Origin of the sequence: Candidatus Nitrospira nitrificans (assembly GCF_001458775.1) — a bacterium.
Classification (GTDB): domain Bacteria; phylum Nitrospirota; class Nitrospiria; order Nitrospirales; family Nitrospiraceae; genus Nitrospira_D; species Nitrospira_D nitrificans.
Window position 1 is genome coordinate 63,109 of sequence record NZ_CZPZ01000036.1, and the last position, 21,824, is coordinate 84,932.

Annotated in this window: 20 protein-coding genes; 16 read left to right on the top strand and 4 right to left on the bottom strand. The window is 56.7% G+C overall.

Going from position 1 to position 21,824, the window contains the following annotated elements; all coding sequences use genetic code 11:
- Positions 1 to 17: 17 nt before the first annotated feature.
- From COMA2_RS19160 to COMA2_RS21215, 10 genes are all read left to right on the top strand, one after another.
- Positions 18 to 1,142 carry a hypothetical protein gene (locus COMA2_RS19160; protein WP_139077520.1) on the top strand — a complete coding sequence of 375 codons (1,125 nt, stop codon included), beginning with the start codon at positions 18 to 20 and terminating at the stop codon, positions 1,140 to 1,142.
- Between the two features lie 18 nt (positions 1,143 to 1,160).
- Positions 1,161 to 1,967 carry a tetratricopeptide repeat protein gene (locus tag COMA2_RS19165; RefSeq protein WP_175304737.1) on the top strand — a complete coding sequence of 269 codons (807 nt, stop codon included), beginning with the start codon at positions 1,161 to 1,163 and terminating at the stop codon, positions 1,965 to 1,967.
- Between the two features lie 24 nt (positions 1,968 to 1,991).
- Complete coding sequence (gene tatA, locus COMA2_RS20975; protein WP_090902349.1) at positions 1,992 to 2,267, top strand: twin-arginine translocase TatA/TatE family subunit; 276 nt, start codon at positions 1,992 to 1,994, stop codon at positions 2,265 to 2,267.
- A gap of 241 nt (positions 2,268 to 2,508) precedes the next feature.
- Positions 2,509 to 3,762, top strand: a complete 1,254-nt coding sequence (locus COMA2_RS19175) for an NHL domain-containing protein (RefSeq protein ID WP_090902352.1) — start codon at positions 2,509 to 2,511, stop codon at positions 3,760 to 3,762.
- An 87-nt stretch (positions 3,763 to 3,849) separates the two neighbouring features.
- Positions 3,850 to 4,674: an ethylbenzene dehydrogenase-related protein gene (locus COMA2_RS19180; protein WP_090902355.1), complete on the top strand. Its 825-nt coding sequence runs from the start codon at positions 3,850 to 3,852 to the stop codon at positions 4,672 to 4,674.
- 63 nt (positions 4,675 to 4,737) lie between these two features.
- Positions 4,738 to 5,184 (top strand): PDZ domain-containing protein, encoded by a 447-nt coding sequence (locus tag COMA2_RS19185; protein WP_090902358.1) that lies wholly within the window; start codon positions 4,738 to 4,740, stop codon positions 5,182 to 5,184.
- 98 nt (positions 5,185 to 5,282) lie between these two features.
- A complete protein-coding gene (locus tag COMA2_RS19190) occupies positions 5,283 to 6,542 on the top strand; it encodes a multiheme c-type cytochrome (protein WP_175304738.1) in 1,260 nt (419 codons plus the stop codon).
- A gap of 60 nt (positions 6,543 to 6,602) precedes the next feature.
- A complete protein-coding gene (locus COMA2_RS19195) occupies positions 6,603 to 7,844 on the top strand; it encodes a multiheme c-type cytochrome (RefSeq protein WP_090902364.1) in 1,242 nt (413 codons plus the stop codon).
- A 94-nt stretch (positions 7,845 to 7,938) separates the two neighbouring features.
- Entirely contained in the window at positions 7,939 to 8,157 is a 219-nt protein-coding gene (locus COMA2_RS19200) for an addiction module protein (RefSeq protein ID WP_090902367.1), read from the top strand.
- A 36-nt stretch (positions 8,158 to 8,193) separates the two neighbouring features.
- Positions 8,194 to 8,454 carry a hypothetical protein gene (locus COMA2_RS21215; RefSeq protein ID WP_090902370.1) on the top strand — a complete coding sequence of 87 codons (261 nt, stop codon included), beginning with the start codon at positions 8,194 to 8,196 and terminating at the stop codon, positions 8,452 to 8,454.
- A gap of 276 nt (positions 8,455 to 8,730) precedes the next feature.
- On the opposite strand, the gene COMA2_RS19210 is transcribed toward COMA2_RS21215, so the two are convergent.
- Positions 8,731 to 9,816, bottom strand: coding sequence for an IS630 family transposase (locus tag COMA2_RS19210; RefSeq protein ID WP_090902373.1), 1,086 nt, complete (start codon positions 9,814 to 9,816; stop codon positions 8,731 to 8,733).
- Positions 9,817 to 10,419: 603 nt separating this feature from the next.
- On the opposite strand from COMA2_RS19210, the gene COMA2_RS19220 reads away from it, so the two are divergent.
- Positions 10,420 to 11,766, top strand: a complete 1,347-nt coding sequence (locus COMA2_RS19220) for a flavin monoamine oxidase family protein (protein ID WP_090902380.1) — start codon at positions 10,420 to 10,422, stop codon at positions 11,764 to 11,766.
- Positions 11,767 to 11,896: 130 nt separating this feature from the next.
- Here the strand turns inward: COMA2_RS19220 and COMA2_RS19225 are convergent, their stop codons facing one another.
- Together COMA2_RS19225 and COMA2_RS19230 are read right to left on the bottom strand one after the other, a co-directional pair.
- Positions 11,897 to 12,583, bottom strand: coding sequence for a class I SAM-dependent methyltransferase (locus tag COMA2_RS19225; RefSeq protein ID WP_090902382.1), 687 nt, complete (start codon positions 12,581 to 12,583; stop codon positions 11,897 to 11,899).
- Between the two features lie 9 nt (positions 12,584 to 12,592).
- Positions 12,593 to 12,847 (bottom strand): hypothetical protein, encoded by a 255-nt coding sequence (locus tag COMA2_RS19230; protein ID WP_090902385.1) that lies wholly within the window; start codon positions 12,845 to 12,847, stop codon positions 12,593 to 12,595.
- 275 nt (positions 12,848 to 13,122) lie between these two features.
- Here COMA2_RS19230 and COMA2_RS19235 point away from each other — a divergent pair, with 275 nt between their 5' ends.
- Entirely contained in the window at positions 13,123 to 13,755 is a 633-nt protein-coding gene (locus COMA2_RS19235; protein WP_090902389.1) for a hypothetical protein, read from the top strand.
- 105 nt (positions 13,756 to 13,860) lie between these two features.
- On the opposite strand, the gene COMA2_RS19240 is transcribed toward COMA2_RS19235, so the two are convergent.
- Positions 13,861 to 15,030, bottom strand: coding sequence for a PQQ-dependent sugar dehydrogenase (locus COMA2_RS19240; RefSeq protein ID WP_090902392.1), 1,170 nt, complete (start codon positions 15,028 to 15,030; stop codon positions 13,861 to 13,863).
- 324 nt (positions 15,031 to 15,354) lie between these two features.
- Here COMA2_RS19240 and COMA2_RS19245 point away from each other — a divergent pair, with 324 nt between their 5' ends.
- From COMA2_RS19245 to COMA2_RS19260, 4 genes are all read left to right on the top strand, one after another.
- On the top strand, positions 15,355 to 17,409 hold the full coding sequence (locus COMA2_RS19245; RefSeq protein ID WP_090902395.1) for a sodium-translocating pyrophosphatase: 2,055 nt from the start codon (positions 15,355 to 15,357) through the stop codon (positions 17,407 to 17,409).
- A 191-nt stretch (positions 17,410 to 17,600) separates the two neighbouring features.
- A complete protein-coding gene (locus COMA2_RS19250; RefSeq protein WP_090902398.1) occupies positions 17,601 to 17,798 on the top strand; it encodes a ubiquitin-like protein Pup in 198 nt (65 codons plus the stop codon).
- Between the two features lie 143 nt (positions 17,799 to 17,941).
- Positions 17,942 to 19,639 (top strand): single-stranded-DNA-specific exonuclease RecJ, encoded by a 1,698-nt coding sequence (gene recJ / locus COMA2_RS19255; RefSeq protein ID WP_090902401.1) that lies wholly within the window; start codon positions 17,942 to 17,944, stop codon positions 19,637 to 19,639.
- A gap of 3 nt (positions 19,640 to 19,642) precedes the next feature.
- Entirely contained in the window at positions 19,643 to 21,823 is a 2,181-nt protein-coding gene (locus COMA2_RS19260) for a RelA/SpoT family protein (protein ID WP_090902405.1), read from the top strand.
- Position 21,824: the final 1 nt, after the last annotated feature.

Consider the following 21,824-nt stretch of genomic DNA (forward strand, 5'->3'; position numbering starts at 1 on the left):
CCCTTATGGGTGTGGTGATGAAGGCAGCAACGCTCAGCGAGCGGGTGACGGGGAGAGTGTCGGACTTCGGTCCGCTGTTTGAATATACCGTCAAACTCGTTCTCCTGACGTCCTTTCTCGAGCTGGTTCTCTATCGTTTAGTCTCCCGTCTTGGGATGCATCTCAGCAAGCTGGCGGCAGACCACCCGTGGATCACACCCACCTTTACCGCCCTGACCGAGGTGGGGACGTGGCTGCTTAATATCGTCGCCGTGTTGTTGTTCCTGGCGCTTACTTTGGCCCTGCTCAATCGCTGGAGAGGGCCTGAAATAAGTCGGCTCAGCAAGCTCGGCAGTGTAGGGGCGGCGCTCTTGGTGCTCTTGACCGTCGCGTTTCTCGTGGTGCAGCCAGGCATGCTGGGGGCGGTCGTTTACAATGGGTTGACGCTTCTGGTGCTGACGGTGTTTGCGTCGGAATATGTGATGACCCATCGTGAGCCGGCGCAACGTGTGCTTGCCGTCACGTATTACTTGGGCGTTTCCGGGTGGCTCTACTATCAGATCGTGTCGACGATTTACAGCTTGGCAGGAACAATAGCGGCGCCGCCCCTGGTCTACGAGTCGCATCGGGTGGGTGAGGCATTGATGATTCTGGCCAGCTTCTTCGTGTTTGTGGCCTACGGCAAGAGCAAGAGTCTCTCCCTGCGGACGAGGAACCGACGGCAGCGGAACCGGGCCATGTGGTTTTGGTCGACGACGGGTGTCGTTTTTGCCGCGCTCATCGTGGCCGACTATCTTCTCGAATTCTTTAGTCCGGCCTTCGCCTCGGCCTTTCGGCAGGCCTCGCAAGGCATCGGCTGGATCTTTCAATTCGGGATGGGGTACACCTTCTATCTCCCGTTTGCGCTGTATGTCGGGGGATTGCTCTGCTGGTCCTACACCGTGATGAAGTTGCTGATGATCGGGCGACTGGCCGGCTACGGAATCGGCCTGATGTTTATCGCCGGCTATGCCTTACTGTTCTCCAACTTGACGTTGATGGTTGTTCTCGGAGTCATGTTACTTACCCTTGATCGAGTGAAGCCAACCGTTGCTGAATCGCTGCCGGCCGCCGGCGGCCCTGTGGTGCCGGCGACGGACGGTCTCGCCCACGGTCAGGCCTAGCCTGAGAGCGAGATGAGCATGGAAAATGTAGGACCGACGCCAGTGCAGTCAGAAACCGTTCTTGATCCCGGCGATCAGCCGCTCACATCGGATGAAGAGATCGCCGGGATCGAAAAATTGTTGGTCGACGAACCTGATGACTTTCAGGCTCGTTGTCGACTCGGTGAATTGTACTTCAGCAAGGGGCGGCTCGACGACGCGTTGGCGGAGGTCAAGAAAGCCATTGAGATGGCGGAATCTCTTCGCACGGAAATGAATCGCTCACTGGCCATGTATTACGCGAATCTGGGAACGATCTATGCGACGAAGAACATGGCCGATGAAGCCGAGGCGGAATTCCGGCATGCGTTGGACATCTTCCCGCACGATGTGTTGGCGTTATTCAACCTTGGCAGACTCTACGCAGACAAGAAGAAGTACATGGAGGCCAAAGGGTACTATGAACGCCTCGTCGAGATCACGCCGGATGACCCGATCGCTTGGTATAATCTTGCAGGCGTCTATATCGAGCTGGATAATCCCCAAGTATCCGATTACAACACGATCGACATGGGAATTCAGTGCTATCTTCGTACCTTGGAACTGGATCCGAAGCATTTGGAGTCGAGCTTCAAGCTGATGGAAATCGCGCTCAGTCATAAGAAGACCGATTTGGCGGTCAGAGTTATGGAAAGTGCGGTGGAGCACAATCCGGATGAGCCGCTCGCCTATTACAACCTCATCAGCGTGTATGACAAGTGCAAGATGTTTGATCAGGCGGAAGAGGCCCGTAAACGGTTGAAAGAGCGATTTTCCAAGAAACCGAAGGATGGTCCGAAGTCCTAACTTACTTGTAGGAAGAGGTGCACTATGTTTGGCAGTCTAGGGTTCACCGAGCTGATTCTTATCCTCATGATCGTGCTGATCATCTTCGGCGCGGGGAAATTACCGCAGTTGGGCGAGGGACTCGGCAAGGCGATCAAGGGGTTCAAGAAGTCCGTTCATGAGGCGGACGCAATCGAGGCCGAAGCGCAAGCCGCGGCGCAACAGGCGACCGCGCCCCAAGCCGTGACGGCGGCGTCCACCCAGAATGCCACATTGACTCAGCCTGCTGGGGCCACTGTGCAGCCCGCTCCACGCTCTTAGCAGGAGTTGAACAAGTCCTCCAGCGGCGTTCTCGCCCCGCTCGGAGGCTCGATATACCGAAGCTACGTTCACCTCTTCGCTCGCAGCGGCCTTGGGCGGTGAAATCGATATCGGCTCGCCGCGAAGCGGGCGCGTAGGGGTGGGGGTGAGAGCGACGGTCTTGTGAACATCCCGCGCCGGAAGTCGAAAGTGCGCGAGCCGCAACATAATCCTTTAACAGCCCCTAGCGAGCGTCATACTTATGGATACCGAACTCAGCTTAGTCTCAGGCTACATTGAAACGTTTGCCGGGAACGGCAAGGCCCGAAGCACGGGTGACGGCAAGCGCGCGGTGAAAGCAGGAATTCCGCTCCCCCATCACGTTGCACTGGATCGGGACGAGAAGTGGCTGTATTTTGCCGAGTCAGGGTCTGATCGCATCCGCCGCATTGACCTGCAGCAGGGTACGCTCCACAATTTCGCCGGCATCGGAGAGACCTGCTACAGCGGAGACGAAGGTCTCTGTGGCGAAGCAGGACTCTATCTGCCTTTGGGCGTCGCATTTGATTCCCACAATAATTTGTATATCTGTGATTCGGGGAGCAACCGGATTCGAAAGGTCGATCATGAGACCGGCATCATTACGACGGTGGTCGGTACTGGCCAGCATGGGTTCAATGGGGACGGTCCCGCGCTGGATGTCAATCTGACCTGGCCCGCGGCGATCGCCTTTGATCGCGAGGATGTCCTCTTTATCGCTGATACCCAAGCCCATAAGATCAGGCGGTATGATCCAAAGACAGGATCGGTCACGACCATAGCAGGGGCGTGGACGGCCGAAGATGAAGCGCGAGAGCAGCCCTTGGTGGCGAGGAATTTGGTCGTTCTGTCAGGAGACGCGATCGGAATCGATTTCAGCGATGATCAGGGATGGCTCATGCCGGTGTGTTCCGATGGGCTGGATATGTCGATGTATCTGGACGATGGGAGGCCCGCGATGGAGGCGCGTCTCTACGACATCGTCGGCCTGGCGGTCGGCGCCCTGGGCGACTTGTATGTGGTCGACAAAGGCAGCAATCGCGTCCGAAAGATCGATTCCCGGACGGGAATTATTTCGACGGTCGCCGGTGTCTGCCGCTATGGGTACGACGGCGACGATAAGCCGGCCGTCAGAGCCATGCTGCACGCCCCGGAGGCCGTGGTCTTTGATCACGAGGGCAATCTGTACATTTCCGACACCATGAATCATCGGGTTCGCAAGGTGGATGGTGCGACCGGCGTCATCACCACGGTGGCGGGGAACGGCGACAGTGGGTATGAGGATAAGAATATCGGCGGCTGCGGCGCCGCTCGATTTGTCGCCAAGGAATCGGCAGGGATGTTGAAACATGGTGACGGCTTGCTGGCGATCGAGGCGGTGGTGAATTCTCCTGTTGGTTTGGCCGTGGATTCCCAAGGCCACCTTTATATCTGCGAACGCGGAGAAAACAAGATCCGCCGCCTGAAGCTTGTCTAACCCCTGACCTCGATCCTTCACGTTTGTCCCGCACGGGTTTTGTGGTATTCTGAGTTTGGTTTTTTCTCGGAGTCCTGTGCGGTGCGAATGACGTACATCGACAGTTCCCGCTCTCACCTCCTTGTGTTTTTTTCAGGCCTTATTGTCGTCGCCGGTGTGCTCGGGGCCTTTGGGATTCCGCTGGTCAGTTCCGAGGGGATGACCATCAGATCGTATTTGGTCCGAGGTGATGTGCCGACTGCCGCAGACGATGTGGCGTGGCAGCAGGTCTCGCCGATCACGATTCCCTTGAGCGGGCAGGTGATCACCAGGCCGGTGTGGCCGGAACCCACTGTGCGCGCCTTGACGGTGCGCTCGATTCACAATGGGACCGAGATCGCCTTTCTGCTGGAATGGCAGGACAACACGAAGAATGATCGGCTCACTCCAGGGACCTTCCGGGACGGCGTCGCGATCGGTCTTCCGCTCGGCGATGCGCCGGCATTTTTCTGCATGGGGCAGCTGGACCATTACATCAACATCTGGCATTGGAAGGCGGACTGGCAAAGCGATATCGATCGACGGGCGGCTCGGACCTCGGAAAAAAAAGAGGGCGGCGTTCGGACATTCGAAGTCATCCCGAGGCGGGTGTCGTCGGTCGAGGATTTGATCGGTGGGGGATTCAGCACGTTGACCACAAAAGATAAGCAAGGGCGGGTGCAGGGACAGGCGTTCTGGAAGGACGGGGTGTGGCATGTCGTGATGCGCCGTCCGCTGGTAAGCGAGGAACAAGAGAATGAAGCCACGCTCATTCCTGGTCGTATTCAGACCGTGTCATTCGCCGTGTGGAACGGAGAAAACAAAGAGCGCAACGGCCAGAAGGCCGTGGCGCCATGGTTTCAACTCGCGATCGATCCTGTCGCCAAGCTCTAATGCGGCGCGTGAAACGTGAAGTGTGAAGCGCATCTCGGTGGAGGAAGGAGAGGATCGATTCCGTTGTTCGCATGCAGAACCCTTGTTTACGGGTGGCTGGTGGTTCTGCTGGGAGACCCTATCTTCGTCGATGTAGCCGTGTCGCAGGCTGCGGCGCAATCCGATGCCATGACCGAGGATGAAGCGTCAAAACTCGGTGAAGAGTTTGGGATCGTGGTCGGCGCTGTCGATGAGGACATTCAGAAAGAACTGAAGTTGCAACAGCCGCAAGGAGTTGCCGTGTTCGAGGTGATCGGGAATTCACGAGCGGACTACGCAGGGATCAAGGTTCGTTCCGTCATCAAGGAAGTCGATAAGCAAGAGATCCGAAACATGGCCGATTTCGGACGAGCCATCAGGAAAGCCATGAAGGAATGTAATTTCACCGTCGGCACCTATGAGCCGGCAGATCCAGGTGATCCGGTCGGCTGGGGGGTCAATTTTCACTTTGTCGGCTGTAAGCGGGATTAATGTGCGCGGTGAAGCGTGAGGGGTGAGGCGTGAGAAGTGAAGCGCACGGACAAGGTGGTAGATGGGGGGCAAGTTGGCGGAGAGCCTCGATTTACCTCGTGGCTCTCGCCGTTTTGAGTGGGCTCTGTCAAAGCTGGGCGATCGCTCAAGAATCGACTGGTCAGTCTACGCCTGATTGGGTGGCGGAAATCGAGAAAGTGTTCATCCGTTCGGAAGACTGCAAACAGTGCCATGAGCGTCATTATGAAGAGTGGAAGGGCGCCAGAGAGCAGACGCCGGACTTGAAAACCTTCGGCCGAGTGGATGCGGCCCTTTTGCATGGCACGGCGTTGGAGTCACTTGTCTTTCGAACCGTGTTGGGTCTTTGGAAACAGACGAATCCGACCGCGGAGGAACAAGGACGATGTCTCTCCTGTCATGCGCCTGCCGTCACCCTGTTTCCCCAGCATGCCGAAACGATGGTGGAGCACGTGCTTGCCCGCAAACCAAGCATTGAAGGGATCGGCTGTGCCGCTTGCCATTTGATGAATGGAATGGAAAAGAACCCGCATGTACCACCGACCTTCAAATTGCAGCCAGGCAACACGCTCTATGGGCCCTATTCCAATCCCGAGGAAAATCTTGTCCATCCTGCCGCGCAGTCCGAGCACTTTCGAGGAGCCAATTATTGTGCCGCGTGCCATTTCGACAAAGTAAAGGACGTTGCCCAGAAGAATCTGCCCGGCGAAATTCTTGAGGGAACGATCTGTCAGGATTGCCACATGGAGCCATCGACCGGTAGTTCCACATCCAGACGCGGGGCCATGACGAGGGCCATCGGGCGTCACTGGTTTCGAGGTGTCGTGGTCGCCGGCACGATGCTCAAGAATCGGAATCTGCAGGCGGAATGGATGCCTCGTATCGATGTGGATGTGACGAAGACCGGCATGGTGGTGGAGGGAACCGGGATCGTGAAGGTCGGCAGTCTCCCGCACAGTTTCCCCGACGGCGATCCGGTGCTGAAACAGTTCTTTTTGACCGTCACGGCGAAGGACGCGGCAGGCAAAACCTTGGCGGAAGAGACCAAACAATTTGGGTTGCCGTACGACAAAATTCTTCGCGGTCCGATTCCCGATCCCTTCATCAAGGGCGGCAACACGAGGAAGGTTCCATTTACGCTGACGCTTCCGGCCGGCACGGCCGCTTCGTCGATCGAAGCGGTGTTGACCTATGCGCTCATTCCGACGCCCCAGCCTATGCTGACGGACAAGTATCTTGCTTCCTTGCAGACCGAGAAAGAACGCGAAGAGGCGAAGCAAATCATCCAAGAATATACCCAGCGGCACTTTCTAACCTATCGTGTCAAATCACTCTCCTAACACGATGTTGGTGAGAATGAAGGCCTTTGCGAACATCTTGCGGGACTACCGGGAATCGTGATGCCGCTGCCTGCCATGATGACGGTCGGGTTCAGTTGTTTTGTAATGGTTTGTGTCGCTGCGTTGTCTGATGGCGCGTGCACATCCGCTTTTGCTCAGAACGTACCCAGTCAGTCGTTGATCGAGAAAACTTTCCCCCATTCCACCAAATGCAAACGGTGTCATGAACGGGTGTATGAAGAGTGGGAAACCTCGCCCCTGGCGAAGTCCATCCATTCTCCCGCGTTTCGTGCCTCGCTCGATGCGTATCTCAAATCATCACTGGGTGGGAAAGATAAGACTCTGTGTTTCCGCTGCCATGCCCCGCATGTGCGGGAGTTCCAGGATCATGCGCAGCTTTTTGTGGATCAAGCGAAAGCGGGCGACCCCTCCTTGGATGGTGTCGCCTGTAGCCAGTGCCATTTGATCAAGCAGGTCGATCGAGCCAAGCATCCTCCGGAGCCCAAGTATGAGATCGGTGGGAAGACGCTGTATGGGCCATACAAGGACTTTGTCCAGAACCTCGCGCACCAGTCGATGGAACTGAGCCTGTTTCAGAAGTCTGATCTCTGCCTGAATTGTCATCAGTCGGTGCCCTCAGCGACGAACCTGGGCAAGGCCAACGACTTGCTTGGAAATTGGGACCAAAGCCGCGCGGTGAAATCCGGCAAAGAATGCCAGACCTGCCACATGCCGCAGCAAGTAGGGGAATCAGCCAACGGGGAAAAGAAGCGCACGATCGCCAACCATAGTTTCCCAGGGCGCATTGGGAAGTTGCGCCAGGAAGCGGCGAAGTTGGACGTGCAGACCAGGATCGACGGAGACAAAACGACTGTGGAGGTCAAGGTTCAAAGTCTCGTGCCGCATAATCTGCCTGCTACCCATCCAGCCTGGGCAACCGTGGTCCTCAATCTGGAAGTCAAAGGGAAAAACCTGAAAACCGTGTTCGCTGACAAGCGGGTCTATGGTCGGACGTATCTTGATGCCCAGGGACAACCCACCATCTTTGACTTCGAAGCGGCGAAAGTGGCTGAAGACACGGTCTTGAAACCGGAAGAGACGAGAGAGGAAACCTTTGCCTTCCCGACCCCGAAAGATACCAAGACATTCGACATCGAAGTCGGGCTCAATTACGCTCCCTTGAGTGGTCCCACCTTGTTCATCCAGCTGGTCGAAGCTGAATCATCGCAAGGCTCACAAGATCCGGTCTTCCAGCCGATCGAGATCGTGAAACGCACGGAGAACGTGCCGGTCAGCAAGTAGCTGAGCGGGCGCGAAGGTAAAAGGTGAAACGTAAATGGTAAGAGGTGAATCTTGCTAGATTTGAATCTGTTCGGCGCTGAGGTATACTGAGCCCATGTCCTTCAACCTTCCTCTCAAAGATATGAGCCTCCATGAGAAGCTTGCTGCGATGGAATCTCTGTGGGAAGACATTGCCCGTACTCCGGAAGCCATCGAGTCCCCCGCCTGGCACAAAGACATCCTTGATGAGCGCCGCCAACGACTTGCCGATGGTCAATCTCAATTCGTCGATTGGGAGACCGCCAAAGCGGATATCCGAAACAAGGTCTTGTGAAAATCAAGATCCTGGACCAAACCCCAGGATGATTTAATCCAGGGCTTCCGCTTCTATGAAGGTCGGGAAGCCGGTCTTGGGGCGTACTTCCTCGACTGCTTGTTCTCAGATATTGATTCACTTCTTCTGTACGGCGGGATCCATCAAGCCGTATATGGCCATCACCGGTGCCTCTCCAAGCGCTTCCCGTTCGCCATTTACTACAGCGTGGCGGAAAACATCGTTCATGTGCATGCCGTATTAGATTGTCGAAGAAATCCATTGTGGATCAGAAAACGATTAAAGGGAGAGGGCTGATCAGGTGCTCCAACCCGGAACAGAAACGTGCCGAGACTGAAGAAAAAACTGTGACTGAAAAAAAGTTCTAGGAACCATTGATTGCTCTTCGGACGGGCTGGCATCACTATTTGCGATGCTTTGCAGTCTTGTGTGTTGAGGAGTTATCCCACTAACAAGGCTGCCTATTGACTGGCCCTATCGCGGTTGTGAATGTATGACTGTTAATGTGCAGTCACAACATGGCATTCAAGAAATGGAAATTGCCGCACTTCCTGAAGGAACTAGTGTAGTGATTCATGCTGTTCTTGTCTTATCCAGGGCGATCCTGGCCCGGTTCACTTTTGCCAGGATCTCCTGTGCCGTCTTGGTCCACACAAACGGTTGAGGCGTGGCATTGCGCTGGGTCATGTACGCGTCAATGGCCGCAATTAGCTCCGGAACGCTCCGGAACACGCCGCGACGAATCTGTTTGGCCGTCAGATCGCCAAAGACGCGTTCCACCAGATTGAGCCACGAACTACTCGTCGGGGTGAAGGGCATGTGGATGCGCGGGTGGCGCGTGAGCCACCGCTGAACCGTGGGGTGTTTGTGTGTCGCGTAGTTGTCGGCGATCAGATGCAGGGTCTTGCCCTGGGGGATCTGGCGATCAAGCAGACGCAGGAACGTCAGCCATTCCTGGTGCCGATGCCGCGGCAAGCAGGTGGAGAGGATGGAGCCCTCCGCGACATTGAGGGCGGCGAAGAGCGTGGTGGTCCCATGGCGCTTGTAGTCGTGTGTCATCGTGCCACACCGGCCCTTCTTCATGGGTAAGCCGGGCTGGGTGCGATCCAGCGCTTGGATCTGGCTTTTCTCATCCACGCTGAGGACCACGGCATGCTCGGGCGGGTGCAGATACAGGCCCACCACATCCTCCAGCTTGTCCTGGAAGTGCGGATCCTGGCTGAGCTTGAAGGCCCGGACTCGGTGGGGTTGCAAACCATGGGCAGTCCAGACCCGCTGCACGAACGTCGAATTCGTCCGCAGGTGCCGCGCCAAGGTGCGGGTCGACCAGTGGGTGGCACCGGGCGGTGTCGTCTGGGTCGTCGTCTTCAGAATGCGCGCGATGAGCGCCTGGCGCGCCTTGGGGGGACGCCCGCCGCGGGGCGCATCCTGGACGAGCCCAGGCAGGCGCTGAGTGACGACGCGGTGCCGCCAAAGGCCCACCGTTTGCCGACTTGTGTCCAGGGCGGCAGCAATGTGCTGATTGTCGTGGCCCTCGGCCGCCAACAAGGCAATCTTGGCGCGGAGCACGAGCCGTGCGGGAGTCCGCCGGCCCCGCGCCCACTGCGTCAGTTGCTGGCGTTCGGGCGCTGTCAGCTGAAGGGAAGGGGCGATGCGCATGGTCAGATCCTCCGCTGAAGGAGGAGTATACCCGTACGGCATAATAAGTACAGCTATTTATGCATCACTACACTAGGCTGGAGTATTATGCGGCAAAGCAGTTCTTCGAAATCTATAATAATGACCGAGAGATATCCTATGAGATCGCTCTCATGCAAGACTCGCCGGACGTTGCTTGTAAACCAAAACCTTGATTTCATCTGCACTTTACCCTGACGAGTGCCTCGTGGCTGAACCTCATTGAGCGGTGGTTCGGGGAGATCACGCGCAAGCACCTTCGGCGAGGCATCTTCACAAGCGTGCCGGAGTTGGTGGCGCGATCGACGAGTTCATTCGGCTCAATAACCAGAATCCGAAGCCGTTCATATGGAGCAAAACCGTCGACGACATTCTGAAGAAGGTCACGCATTGTAAAGCCGTGATTGAGACACCACACTAGCAAGACACAGCGCCACGGCAATAAATCCGCGACTCAAGCCTGATAGGCCGTCTAGCCAGCGTCTGGTCTTTCAATCTCGCCTAGGGAACCCAACTGTGGAATCCCTCTACATACCGGCGCTAGACTGGGACTGAAGCCTTCAAGCAAACATTCCAACGAAATTTATGACGCAACGGCTACTCCGAGGCACGAACGTCATCGTCGCCGGCGCAGGTCTGGCAGGTCTGACCGCCGCAATGACGCTCAAGCGGATGGGCGCGAAGGTCTCGGTGATCGAAGCGCGCGATCGTGTCGGAGGGCGTGTGCTTACAATCCGAGGTGCGTTCACTCAGGAGCAACATGCCGAAGCCGGAGGCGACTTTATCGACGAAGGCCAACATGAAATTAAACGATTAGCGGAAGAACAAGGACTGACTTTACGCCCCATCCTGCAACAAGGCTTCGCTTTCGTTCGACATCCAGGTCCCAACCGGCGTCGGCGACGCATTCTCTCGGGTGAAGAGGCGTGGGATACGTTGGCTGATATGCTCTGTCCGCTTGTGACCGCCTATCGAACGGCCGACAAACGATGGGACAGTCCGATCGCCGGACAACTGGCTCGACAATCAGTGGCCCACTGGTTGGACGAAATAAAGGCAGACAGCAACATGAGAGCCGTTGCGCGGAGCTTGCGCGGATTTTTCTTGGCTGATCCGGAAGAACTGTCGTTGCTGGCCCTCGTGGATCAGCTCGCCGGCGTTGCGCCGGGACAAGCAGCCATGTATCGAATTGAAGGGGGGAACGATCGACTCCCACTCGCTCTGTCTGAGCATGTAAGGCAGGACTTGTTGCTCAATAGTGCCGTGCGGGCCGTTTACCAAGACCGTGATTCGGTCCGGGTGAGCATTGACACACCGAACGGACAAGAAGCCTCGTTACAAGGAACGTATGTCATTCTTGCCGCGCCGGCCGCCACGTTGCGCTCCATTCACATGCTGCCCCCGTTGCCGTCCATGCAAGCGCGCGCCATCGACTGCTTGAGGTACGGGAGGACGACGAAAGCGCTCTTGCAATTCGACAAGTCATTCTGGAGACGGAAAGGAAGGCCGCGGGCATGTGGGACGGATGCGCCGACGGGCGCCTTTTGGGATGCCAACGAAGAACAAGCAGGCAAGGCCGGAATTTTGACCCTGATGGCCGGCGGACAAGCCAGCGAGGATACTCAAAAAATCATGGCGCAGCGCGGGGTGGAAGGATTGGTGGACGCATTGGACTGGATGGGCAGCCGATCGGCCACTCTGCTCCATAGTCGAGTCGTGACCTGGGAAGATGATCCATGGGCACAGGGCGGCTATGCCTATTTCGATCCAAGCTTCGATCCCCGCCTGCGCAGCTGGCTTGCCCGGCCACATGGACGAATCATCTTTGCGGGAGAACATACAAGCATGAACTGGCAGGGCTACATGAACGGAGCCGTGGAAAGCGGCTTTCGAGCGGCGGAAGAAGTTTGCGCGATGGTTCTTAAGAAGTGACGAGCATGCAGCTGGGCGTCAGTCAAACGGCCTTCGCACGGTTTCTATTTATCAAACCGATTCCTCCCGAATGAAGGCTGAGACAGCGAACAGATGCTTATGGTCGGCCGACTCCCGCCTGTTGGAAGGGTCATCCCTGGATGCTCCCGATCACGATGGCATGGGCCACAAACCGTCCGTACGGCACATCGCGACATTGCTCCCAATTTGACTCGACCCAATAATTCCGCTTTGAAATCCGCTTGAGAAAATGCTGGACCGTGAACGGACTCTTGCCGTTGTTCAGCAAATAATCGAAGTAGCGATTATAACCGATCGGGAGGCTCGCCACGAGCCGGCCGGATGGGGCCAGACATGCGGATCGCAGGTGGTCGATCGCCTGCAGCAGTTTGCCTGGTTTCTGCGGCTGTTCGTCCCAGCCGACATGCTCCAAGGTCGAGATGCTGATAATCAGATCATATTTGTCCTGCGGGACAAACTCGACGATATCCTGATTGATGACGCCTGAGCCGACCTCATATTTGTCGACGACCTCATGATGAATGGGAAAATAGTGAGAGAGGACGTTGCCCACTTCGAGCACCCGTTTGCCTTCATGGTTGAGGAGGAGCTCACGGAAGATGGGAATCTCGACGCCACGCTCGTTTTTCCAGGTCTTGTTATACGGATGGTACAGGTACTCGTGCTCCCGACCGTCGAATCGGAACGTCTTCGCCCTCACGCTGCGGGTCAGTGTCATCTTGGCCAAACGCCAATAGCGCCTAAATGCGCTTTCGTCGCCGGCGGCAGCGCTGGTGTAATCGTAGGTGTAGGGCATGAGAACTGATTACTCGAAGACGATGTGGGAACCAGGGGATTTCATTTTGAAAATCTGCAGGGCGTTATAGATGCCTTTGGCGGGATGGTTGAGGATCAGGCGAGAGTTGGTGATGTGGGTGTCGAGCAGCTCATATTGCCCGCCGCTGTAGTAGAGATCACAGTCGTCGATTTGACAGTTCTTGTAGACGTGATTGTCCAGCGAAAGCTTTGCCTTGGAGAAAGTTTGTCCATCAATAATGATGTAGTTCGGTTCGAATGCCATAGGTCCTTTGTGTAGCGCACTATAGCAAAGTCAGCAACAGTCGTAAACCGGCTGTGGAGCGGTGATCACTCAGCGTTGGCTTTGCCATGCGTCGCCCCCTGCCGCTCCATTGAATCTCTGACTGATGATGTAATCCAATTCTGACGCGCTTGGACCAGCAGCCAGTTTATGCCTGTTTTATTGCCTTACGCGCATGATGCCATACAATCGAGTCTGCAACAGCGGCGGAACTGATCCAAATAGACTGGTCTCTTTTAGAGGCCCGGAGGTTTGCCGTGGAACAGAAGAGTAAGATTCTCGTACTTCTTGCTACCGCGATGCTCTTGTTCGCCACCACGTCTTGTACGATTGCTCGCTATTCATTTACCCCTGCTGACCAGATCCAGTTCGATCGTCCGCTTACAGCAAATGCTGCTCTGTCGGTTTATCTCCCACAAGCACACTCAGACCCATCGCTTGAGCGCAGACTTGGAGAGCCAATTCAGCAGGGACTTGTTGGTGTCTGGTTATTCAATGAAGCAATTGTGGTTTTGAAGAGGCCGGACACTGGCACCTATGTATCCGTCACTATCGATTATGTTCCCACGCATATTGGTCCATCGCTGAAGGCAATTCCCATATTCATCGGAATGTTAACGTCTTATGCAATTCCATACTATGGTGTTCGGCCAGGCGGTGGGCAGCCTCCTTGGCATTGGACATCTCAGCCAGTCGCGACGTACACGTTGAATGTGGATCAGGTGGAGAAAGGGGTCTATCGCTATCCGATCGACGAGAAGATATTTCGTTGGATATTAGCGCCATCCCTGGTCTATTGGCTTCTATCAACCTTTCCGGATCAAGCTGAGGTCCTCACGAGCACGGCCCGGCAGTTTGTTCGCGATGCCCAGCGAGACGGACATTGGTAACTTGATCTTTCGTGCAACACAAATTAAGTCTGGTATGGGTGGCTCAGTGAACCTTGCACACTATTTCTCCAGAGAAAGGACTTGAGAAATACGTCAAAACTGGGCTCAGTTCGGAACGATCCGAGACACGGTGCCGTTCCGAGTCAGGATATAGAGCTCTCCCAAGCCGTCCTGGCCGAAGCTGGTGATTGAAGAGACAGTCAGCAGCGGCCACTCCGTTTGGTCGAGAGCCGAGCCGTTATTGAAGCGGAAACTACGGACAAAGCCGGCGCAGAAATCTGCATAGAAATAGGCGCCCTGAATGACCGGTATTGCGGTTCCTCGATAGACGTAGCCTCCTGTGACCGAGCAAGCGCCGTTCTCATGCGGATACTCAAAAACCGGCAACGTGAGCCCACCGTTATTACAATCGGTGGATGGGTTAAAACAGGCCGACCCTTCCATGAGTCGCCAGCCGTAATTGAGTCCGCGTCCGGCATGGGGGCCTTGTGACACAGTGATCTCCTCTCGGGCCTCTTGGCCGACATCTCCGATATACAGATCGGCTCCATCAAACGAAAAGCGCCAGGGATTCCGCAGTCCATAGCTCCACACCAGCTGGTCGCCTCCGCTGAGGACAAATGGATTGAGGGTTCCACTCGTGCAGGCTGTTCCTGGGGTCGTCGGATCGATCCGGAGAAGTTTCCCCAGCCGGCTTGCGAGATTCTGGGCGTTATTGTTCGGATCCCCTGCACTTCCCCCATCTCCAACGGCCGCATAGAGACAACCATCCGGTCCGAACGCCAACATCCCTCCGTTATGGTTCGCGAAGGTTGGATGGGGAATGGAGACTAAGATGACCTGTGAAGCTGGGTCGGCGACATTGGGGTTCGTCGACGACCGCAGAAATCGAGCGATGGTGATCGCGCCGTTGGCGTCAGTATAGTGGACGTAGAATCGACCATTGGCGGTGTAGTTTGGGTCAAAGGCCAGCCCCAACAATCCTTGCTCACCTCCGCTGGAGATGCCGGATAAGGAAAGAAAGGTGGCGAGAACAGTTCCGGCCGCTCTATCCACTACCTTAATGGTGCCACCCTGTTCGACGACGAACAAGCGGGTCTGGTCTCCAGGGGAAGTGGCAAGGAACACCGGCGAGCTCAGATTACTTGCGACAGTTTGGAGCTTGAGGCTGGTGGAAGTCGGGGCAACGTTCCCTGTGGTATTGTCGTTCCCGCATGCAGCCAGGAGGCCTGCGAAACACAGGCACAGAGTCATGCATATGATCGCCTGTCTCATGGTGGCACCTTCGCCTGCTTGAAAGAGAATCTGTATCCTATCATTTCTAGCGGCGCCTTAGGATCCCATGGACAGAGGATTGTAGAGCCCCGCCGCCCTTTCCATTCTCTAGACGGCGCCGCGGCTGTTTCTGAGCGCCGCGTATTTGGTCTTGATCCCGCCAGTCCAACTCTACTAGAATGGGCACGTTTTTCAGGTAGTTAGCTTCGAGTTCGACTCCGCACCGTCTTAGGTTTCCCCACTCATGCATGTACGTTGGATGGGTTGAAGCCACGGAGAGCCGTGTGAGACAAGGAGTGCGTTTAACCAGCAGGAGGATTTCCAGTGAGTGATTCAGCGATTATCACGTTTGCCCTCATTGCGGCCGCGGCTGGTATCGCCTATGGGCTGTACCTGGCGATGTGGGTGTTCAAGCTCGACGCCGGCAATGCGAAGATGCAGGAAATTGCGAAGGCAATCCAAGAAGGCGCCAGTGCCTACATGAATCGACAGTACAAAACCGTCGGCTATGTGGCCGCGGTGCTCTTCGTCATGCTCTGGGCCGCTGGGGCCGTTTCCGACAAGTTTGGTTTGCTGACGGCGGTCGGGTTCTTGGTCGGCGCGGGAGCTTCGTCGATTGCCGGCTATGTGGGGATGATCATTGCCGTGCGCGCCAACGTGCGGACAGCGCAAGCCGCGCACAATGGCATGAATGCCGCCTTGACCGTCGCGTTTCGAGGGGGGGCGGTGACCGGTCTGCTGCTGATCGGTCTGGGACTTTTGGCGATTACGACCTTCTATATGACCGCGCAATCGATAGCCGGCCAAGAGAAGGCGATCCACGCGCTTTTGAGTCTTGGGTTCGGAGGGAGCTTGATCTCGGTCTTCGCTCGTGTCGGCGGCGGCATCTACACCAAGGCTGCGGATGTGGGCGCAGATCTTGTCGGTAAAGTCGAAGCGGGCATTCCGGAAGACGACCCTCGCAACCCGGCGGTCATCGCCGATAACGTGGGCGACAACGTCGGTGACTGCGCCGGCATGGCGGCGGACCTGTTCGAGACCTACGCCGTGACGACGGTGGCGGCGATGGTGTTGGCGTTTACGATGTTTAAAGGAGCGACTGCTCCGATCCTGTATCCGTTGGTTTTAGGAGGCGTGACGATTTTCGCGACGATCATCGGGGTTCTCTTCGTGAAGGTGAGCCCGGGCGGGGAAGTCATGACGGCGCTCTACAAGGGGCTGTTCGTGGCCGGCGGGATCGCTGCCGTGGCATTTCTTCCGATCACCCTCATGATCATGGGGGGGGTAGGGGGCGTCAGCGGTTTCAGTTACTACATCGCAGCATTGATGGGATTGGCGGTGACGCTGGCGCTTGTATTCATTACCGATTATTACACGTCGAAGAACTATGAACCGGTGCAATATATCGCCAAAGCCAGTGAAACCGGCCATGCGACGAACATCATCGCGGGACTGGCGGTCGGCATGCAGGCGACGGCGGCGCCGGTGGTGGTGATCGCGGCGGCGATCCTGGCCAGCTTCTGGGTCTGCGGCGGCGCGGAGTCCGGCGGGTTATACGGCGTGGCGGTGGCGGCGGTCTCGATGCTGTCGATGGCGGGGATTGTCGTGGCGATCGATGCGTTCGGCCCAATCACGGACAATGCAGGCGGCATTGCCGAAATGTCGCATCTGGGCAAGGAAGTTCGGGACATCACCGATCCATTGGATGCGGTCGGCAATACGACCAAGGCGGTGACGAAAGGCTATGCGATTGGGTCAGCCGCCTTGGCGGCGGTGGTGTTGTTCGCGGAATATTCTCGTGAGGTCGCGGCGCACAATCCCGCGCTGGCGGCGTTCGACCTGTCCAACCCGAAAGTGTTGGTCGGCCTGTTTCTCGGCGGCATGTTGCCCTTCATCTTCGGCGCGCTTTGTATGAGGGCCGTGGGCGAAGCCGGCGGTTTGATCGTGGAAGAAGTGCGGCGGCAGTTCCGGACGATCAAGGGCATTATGGAAGGCACGGGGAAGCCGGAGTACGGCACCTGCGTTGACATCGTGACCCAGGCCGCGATTCAAAAGATGATGATCCCGGGCTTGATCCCGGTGGCATCGCCGATCATTGTCGGCTTGGTGCTGGGCCCGCAAGCTCTCGGCGGCGTGTTGGTCGGCAGCATTGTGACCGGCCTGTTCGTCGCGATTTCAATGACGAGCGGCGGCGGGGCCTGGGACAATGCGAAGAAGTTTATCGAAGAGCAGGGATTGAAGGGCACCGACACGCATAAGGCGGCGGTGACCGGCGATACGGTCGGGGACCCGTACAAGGATACAGCGGGACCGGCGGTGAACCCGATGATCAAGGTCATCAATATCGTCGCATTGCTCATCGTGTCGTTGATCGTCTGAACGAGTGCGGATGAGTGTCCGGTAACACAGGATCGAGTTGTATGATGAAGCGCCGTGTCCCGGCCGGGGCACGGCGCTTTTCGTTTCGCCTCGTGCCTTGACGGGTTTCGGTACCCTAGAGTATGGTGAGTTCATCAATGAGAGTTGCCGGCTGATCGCGAGAGTTTCCCTGGTCCACGGGAGGTGCTCGAATGGAAAAGCAGGAACGGAAGCAAGAGCCGCGACGAGAACCGCAGGGCAAAGATGAAGTCAAAGCCAACCCGAAGGTGGTCGAGACCGGCAAAAAGCTGAAAGAGGATATCGACAAACTGGTCGATGAGATCGATGATGTGCTTGAAAAGAACGCTGAAGAATTCGTGAAGAATTATGTTCAAAAAGGAGGGCAATAGCGCTCCCTCCAACTCTCCGTCGAGTCACCCTCCCATTTCCTTCACGTCCTTCGGTTTGACAAAGAAGAAGCTGCTTATTACAGTCTTCCTCGTTCTCCTGTAATCGAGAACATGCGTGGACCTAGACCATTAAGGAGATGGGGATGAAGTCCAAGCTCTGGGTTTTCTCTCAAGTTGATCCCATCCAACGCGGCCTCTTATCAAAGGCCTTGTCAATTTCCTCGGCGACCGCCTCGTTGTTGCTCAATCGGGGCGTGATGAGCGTGGACCAGGCGACAGCCTGGATGTCTCCTCTCCAAACTCATGATCCGTTCTTGATTCCCGACATGGAACGGGCGGTCGACCGTCTGCATCAGGCCAGGCAACGTCGCGAAGTCGTCTGTTTTTACGGCGATTACGATGTGGATGGCATGTCCGCCACAAGCATTTATCTGTCATTCTTTCGCGGGCTCGGCGCCGAAGTCCGTGCCTATGTTCCTCATCGTCTGCGTGAGGGATATGGACTGAACGAGAGTGCTGTTCGGACCTTGGCGAAGGAGGGCGTCTCTCTCTTAGTGACTTCCGATTGCGGGACCACGTCGCACCATGAAATCAGCCTCGCCAATCGACTGGGGATCGACGTGATCGTGACCGATCACCATCAAAGCGATATGGAGATGCCGGCTGCGTTGGCGGTGATGAATCCCCATCGGCCTGACGCTCGGTATCCGTTTCGCGGGCTCTGCTCCGGCGGCCTGGCGTACAAGGTGGCGCAGGCGTATGAGATGAAATACGGCTCCGGCTCGGTGCCGTTGGAGTCGCTCTTGGATTTGGTCGCGCTTGCCACGATCGCGGACGTGGTTCCGCTGCAAGACGAAAATCGACTCTTCGTTCGAGAAGGACTGGCCCATCTTTCGCGCGGCGCCCGCTGCGGCCTACGGGCTTTGAAGCAGGTTGCGGGCATTAGCCGTGAATGCACGGCGGAGACCATCGCGTTCAAACTCGGGCCTCGACTCAATGCCGCAGGGCGCTTGGATGAAGCGATCAAAGGGGTCAGACTTCTGACGACGGAGTCTGAAGGGGAAGCCCAAGAGTTGGCTGAAGAGCTTGAGCAGTTGAACCGAGCCCGCCGTGAGCTTGAGGCTGATATTTTGGAGCAAGCGGTAGCTCAGGCGGAGTCACGGGAGCTGCAGGGAGGGATCGTGTTGTACGCCCGAGGATGGCATCTCGGGGTCGTCGGTATCGTCGCGGCCCGCATCATGGAACGCTTTCATCGTCCGGCGGTCGTGATCGCCGTGAATGAAGACGGCATCGGGAAGGGATCGGCTCGGACTGTGCCGGGGTTCGACCTCTATCAAGCGTTGGCCGGTTGCCGAGATCTCCTCATGGCGTTCGGGGGCCATCCCAGCGCGGCGGGGGTCACGATCCAGGAGGGCCGGTTGCCGGAATTTGCCGAGCGCTTTTCCGCAACTGCGGAGGCGTGGATTCGGAATACCCACAGCGTTCCCATGCTGCATCTGGATTCTGAACTGCGCTTGGCCGAGGTCACGCTCCAGCTGATTCGTGAAATCGGGACGCTCCATCCGTTCGGCGCGGGGAATCCCGAGCCGACGTTCGCCGTCCGAGGGCTGAACGTTCTCAATGCGCGCGTGGTCGGAGAGAAACATTTGAAGATGACCGTCCGGCAGGGTGGATCTCTGCCGTTTGATAGTATTGGATTTGGGATGAAATCTTTGGAAGATCATGGCTTGTCTCTGAAGACGCCCATTGACGTCGCCTTCACGCCGGAACTGAATCATTGGAACGGCCAGGATCGGATTCAGTTGCGTATCCGAGACATACGAGCGGCAGGGTGCGAATAGCCGATGATGTATGAAACGGTGACGGATATCGATCAGTTGCTGGAGCGCCTGCAAGCCTATCAGCCCGACGCCGATCTCGGCATGGTGCGAAAGGCGTATGCGTTTTCAGCGAAGGCGCATGAAGGACAGACGCGTCGCTCCGGAGAACCCTATGTGAAGCATCCCGTCGCCGTGGCCGGCGTCTTGACCTCGCTGAAAACCGACGTGACGGCGATCGTGGCGGGGCTTCTGCACGATACGCTGGAAGATACGGTGGCCACGGCGGATGAGCTTCAGCGGGAATTCGGCAAAGAAGTCGTCCATCTCGTCGACGGCGTGACGAAGATCGGGAAAATCACGTTTCGCAGTTCTGAGGAAAAACAGGCGGAGAACTTCCGCAAAATGGTGCTCTCGATGGCGGATGATATTCGCGTCGTGATCATCAAACTGGCGGATCGGCTCCATAATATGCGAACGCTTGAGCACCTCAAGGAAAGCAAGCGGCTGGAAATCGCGCAAGAGACGTTGGAGATCTATGCGCCTTTGGCCAACCGTATCGGAATCGGATGGGTGAAGAACGAGCTTGAAGATTTGTGCCTGAAGCACCTCAAGCCGGATGCCTACGAAACCCTGCGCGTGTCCGTGGCGAAACGCGACGAAGATCGGCAACAGTACATCCAGGAGGTGCAAGCTCTCGTTGAGAAGGCGCTCGCGGAGAACGGGTTGGCCGGAGCCGTGTACGGCAGGCCGAAACACCTGTACGGCATCTATCAAAAGATAAAGAAGCAGTCGATCTCGTTCGGGGAGGTCTACGATCTCACCGCCTTGCGGATCATTACCGATACGAAGATGAACTGTTACGCGCTGCTGGGGGTCATCCATTCGTTGTGGCGACCGCTGCCGGGCCGTTTCAAGGATTACATCGCGATCCCGAAATCGAACCTCTATCAATCCCTCCATACGACCGTGGTCGGGCCGAAGGGCGAGCACGTCGAATTCCAGATCCGCACGGAAGAAATGCACCGCGTGGCCGAGTACGGAATCGCGGCGCATTGGAAGTATAAAGAACAAGGGAAGGTGGACGATAAAGACAGCAAGGCCTTCGGATGGCTGAGACAGTTCATCGAATGGCAGAAGGATCTGCCGGATAATCGTCAATTCATGGATTCCGTGAAACTCGAGTTGTTTCACGACGTGGTCTATGTCTTTACCCCGAAGGGAATCGTCAAAGAGCTGCCGAAAGGCGCCACGCCGGTAGATTTTGCGTATGCCATTCACACGGAAGTCGGTGATCATTGCGTCGGCGCAAAGGTCAATGGGAAGATCGTTCCGCTGAGGCATGAGGTGACGAGCGGGGACACCATCGAAATTCTGACGTCCTCCAACCAGACTCCGCACCGGGATTGGCTCAAGTTCGTGCGGACCTCACGGGCCAAAACCAAGATTAAGCATTGGATCAAGATAGAGGAACAGAAGCGGAGCCTGGAAATCGGTTGGCGCTTGCTCGAAGCCGAGATTCGTCGGCATGGGTTGCCCCCCTCGCAGGTCTTCAAGTCGGATGCGCTGCTCGATATCGCCAAACAGGAGGGCTACGCCACGGTTGACGAGTTGGCCGCGGCGGTGGGATTCGGCCACGTCGCGACAGCTCAAGTCGTCGGACGATTGGTGGCTCCGACATCGGCGGGAACTTCCGTTCAACCCGACCCGGTCAGCGTTCCCAAAGTCGTCGGTGCGAGAGGGGCGGAGCCGGGCGTTCAAGTCAAGGGTGGTCGCGATCTATTGATGCAACTGTCGCGATGCTGCAACCCCGTTCCCGGCGACAAGATCTTGGGGTACATCACGCGCGGAAGAGGCCTCACGATCCATTCAGTCGATTGTCCGAATCTCGAAGCCTTGGACTACGATCGAGAACGTCTGGTGGACGTGGAGTGGGATACCGCAACGTCCAGTCAACACGCGGTCAAAATCGCGGTCATCGCGGAGGATAAGACGGGAGTGCTGGCGAATGTGTCATCGGCTATCGCTGAATGTGAGGCGAATATCAGTCGCGCCGAGATTATCACCAGAGAAGATCGGAAGGCCGAGTTGGATTTCGTGGTCGAGATTGCCGACACGAGTCATCTCAACCGAGTGCTGAAAGCCGTTGAACGGGTGAAGGGTGTCATTACGGCCAGGCGACTGAGGTCTTGGCGCGAAAAATCATGAT

Coding starts and splice junctions, on each gene's coding strand:
- COMA2_RS19175 (WP_090902352.1), top strand. CDS start 2,509: ATGGATACCGAACTCAGCTTAGTCTCAGGCTACATTGAAACGTTTGCC.
- COMA2_RS19160 (WP_139077520.1), top strand. CDS start 18: ATGAAGGCAGCAACGCTCAGCGAGCGGGTGACGGGGAGAGTGTCGGAC.
- COMA2_RS19225 (WP_090902382.1), bottom strand. CDS start 12,583: ATGCCCTACACCTACGATTACACCAGCGCTGCCGCCGGCGACGAAAGC.
- COMA2_RS19165 (WP_175304737.1), top strand. CDS start 1,161: ATGGAAAATGTAGGACCGACGCCAGTGCAGTCAGAAACCGTTCTTGAT.
- COMA2_RS19195 (WP_090902364.1), top strand. CDS start 6,603: ATGCCGCTGCCTGCCATGATGACGGTCGGGTTCAGTTGTTTTGTAATG.
- COMA2_RS19180 (WP_090902355.1), top strand. CDS start 3,850: ATGACGTACATCGACAGTTCCCGCTCTCACCTCCTTGTGTTTTTTTCA.
- COMA2_RS19220 (WP_090902380.1), top strand. CDS start 10,420: ATGACGCAACGGCTACTCCGAGGCACGAACGTCATCGTCGCCGGCGCA.
- COMA2_RS19200 (WP_090902367.1), top strand. CDS start 7,939: ATGTCCTTCAACCTTCCTCTCAAAGATATGAGCCTCCATGAGAAGCTT.
- recJ (WP_090902401.1), top strand. CDS start 17,942: ATGAAGTCCAAGCTCTGGGTTTTCTCTCAAGTTGATCCCATCCAACGC.
- COMA2_RS19210 (WP_090902373.1), bottom strand. CDS start 9,816: ATGCGCATCGCCCCTTCCCTTCAGCTGACAGCGCCCGAACGCCAGCAA.
- COMA2_RS19240 (WP_090902392.1), bottom strand. CDS start 15,030: ATGAGACAGGCGATCATATGCATGACTCTGTGCCTGTGTTTCGCAGGC.
- COMA2_RS19230 (WP_090902385.1), bottom strand. CDS start 12,847: ATGGCATTCGAACCGAACTACATCATTATTGATGGACAAACTTTCTCC.
- COMA2_RS19260 (WP_090902405.1), top strand. CDS start 19,643: ATGATGTATGAAACGGTGACGGATATCGATCAGTTGCTGGAGCGCCTG.
- tatA (WP_090902349.1), top strand. CDS start 1,992: ATGTTTGGCAGTCTAGGGTTCACCGAGCTGATTCTTATCCTCATGATC.
- COMA2_RS19250 (WP_090902398.1), top strand. CDS start 17,601: ATGGAAAAGCAGGAACGGAAGCAAGAGCCGCGACGAGAACCGCAGGGC.